A 1,790-nucleotide genomic window follows, 5' to 3' on the forward strand; every position below is an offset into this window, starting at 1 on the left:
CAGAAGAAGCACCGGCTAACTCCGTGCCAGCAGCCGCGGTAATACGGAGGGTGCGAGCGTTAATCGGAATTACTGGGCGTAAAGCGCATGCAGGTGGTTTGTTAAGTCAGATGTGAAAGCCCGGGGCTCAACCTCGGAATAGCATTTGAAACTGGCAGACTAGAGTACTGTAGAGGGGGGTAGAATTTCAGGTGTAGCGGTGAAATGCGTAGAGATCTGAAGGAATACCGGTGGCGAAGGCGGCCCCCTGGACAGATACTGACACTCAGATGCGAAAGCGTGGGGAGCAAACAGGATTAGATACCCTGGTAGTCCACGCCGTAAACGATGTCTACTTGGAGGTTGTGGCCTTGAGCCGTGGCTTTCGGAGCTAACGCGTTAAGTAGACCGCCTGGGGAGTACGGTCGCAAGATTAAAACTCAAATGAATTGACGGGGGCCCGCACAAGCGGTGGAGCATGTGGTTTAATTCGATGCAACGCGAAGAACCTTACCTACTCTTGACATCCAGAGAACTTTCCAGAGATGGATTGGTGCCTTCGGGAACTCTGAGACAGGTGCTGCATGGCTGTCGTCAGCTCGTGTTGTGAAATGTTGGGTTAAGTCCCGCAACGAGCGCAACCCTTATCCTTGTTTGCCAGCGAGTAATGTCGGGAACTCCAGGGAGACTGCCGGTGATAAACCGGAGGAAGGTGGGGACGACGTCAAGTCATCATGGCCCTTACGAGTAGGGCTACACACGTGCTACAATGGCGCATACAGAGGGCGGCCAACTTGCGAAAGTGAGCGAATCCCAAAAAGTGCGTCGTAGTCCGGATTGGAGTCTGCAACTCGACTCCATGAAGTCGGAATCGCTAGTAATCGTGGATCAGAATGCCACGGTGAATACGTTCCCGGGCCTTGTACACACCGCCCGTCACACCATGGGAGTGGGCTGCAAAAGAAGTAGGTAGTTTAACCTTCGGGGGGACGCTTACCACTTTGTGGTTCATGACTGGGGTGAAGTCGTAACAAGGTAGCGCTAGGGGAACCTGGCGCTGGATCACCTCCTTAAACGATGATTATTGCGATGAGTGTTCACACAGATTGATACGGTTTATGAAGTTTAAGAGATAGAACATCCCCCAAGATGTTCAACTTAGTGTCCCGTTCGTCTAGAGGCCTAGGACACCGCCCTTTCACGGCGGTAACAGGGGTTCGACTCCCCTACGGGATACCATTGGGTCGTTAGCTCAGTTGGTAGAGCAGTTGACTTTTAATCAATTGGTCGCAGGTTCGAATCCTGCACGACCCACCATTCCTTCCGTTAGGAATTAAAACTCAAAATATGGGGCTATAGCTCAGCTGGGAGAGCGCCTGCCTTGCACGCAGGAGGTCTGCGGTTCGATCCCGCATAGCTCCACCATATTTTGAAACAATGGGCGATTAGCTCAGTTGGGAGAGCACCTGCCTTACAAGCAGGGGGTCACTGGTTCGAGCCCGGTATCGCCCACCATCTTTAAGCGCATTCAATGAGTGCTTTTAAAAATGGTTTTCATCAGAAAATCTAGCTCTTTAACAATTTGGAAAGCTGACAAAACAACAATTTATTGTTGTTTGTAAAGTTCTCAAAGTATTCATGTATTTGAATACAACTAAAAACACATTCAAGTGTTCTTGGAATTTGAGTCCGGCAAAATCGAATGTCTCTCGCTCATTCAAATAATGAGAGACAACTTTGGTTGTTTAACTTCAATTCGAAACTCCTTCGGGTTGTATGGTTAAGTGACTAAGCGTACACGGTGGATGCCT

The 1,790-nt window shown here is 49.8% G+C and carries 4 tRNA genes and 1 rRNA gene; all 5 read left to right on the forward strand.

The features are described from left to right. Positions 1 to 1,052, forward strand: a 16S ribosomal RNA gene (locus L3V32_RS26005); the annotation flags it as partial. 90 nt (positions 1,053 to 1,142) lie between these two features. Then, a tRNA-Glu gene (locus tag L3V32_RS26010) sits at positions 1,143 to 1,218 on the forward strand. Between the two features lie 2 nt (positions 1,219 to 1,220). Beyond that, positions 1,221 to 1,296 (forward strand) — tRNA-Lys (locus L3V32_RS26015). 32 nt (positions 1,297 to 1,328) lie between these two features. Beyond that, positions 1,329 to 1,404 (forward strand) — tRNA-Ala (locus L3V32_RS26020). A gap of 14 nt (positions 1,405 to 1,418) precedes the next feature. Next, positions 1,419 to 1,494, forward strand: a tRNA-Val gene (locus L3V32_RS26025). The last annotated feature ends 296 nt before the right edge of the window (positions 1,495 to 1,790 follow it).

The organism is Vibrio sp. J2-4, assembly GCF_021728155.1.
Classification (GTDB): Bacteria; Pseudomonadota; Gammaproteobacteria; order Enterobacterales; family Vibrionaceae; genus Vibrio; species Vibrio diabolicus.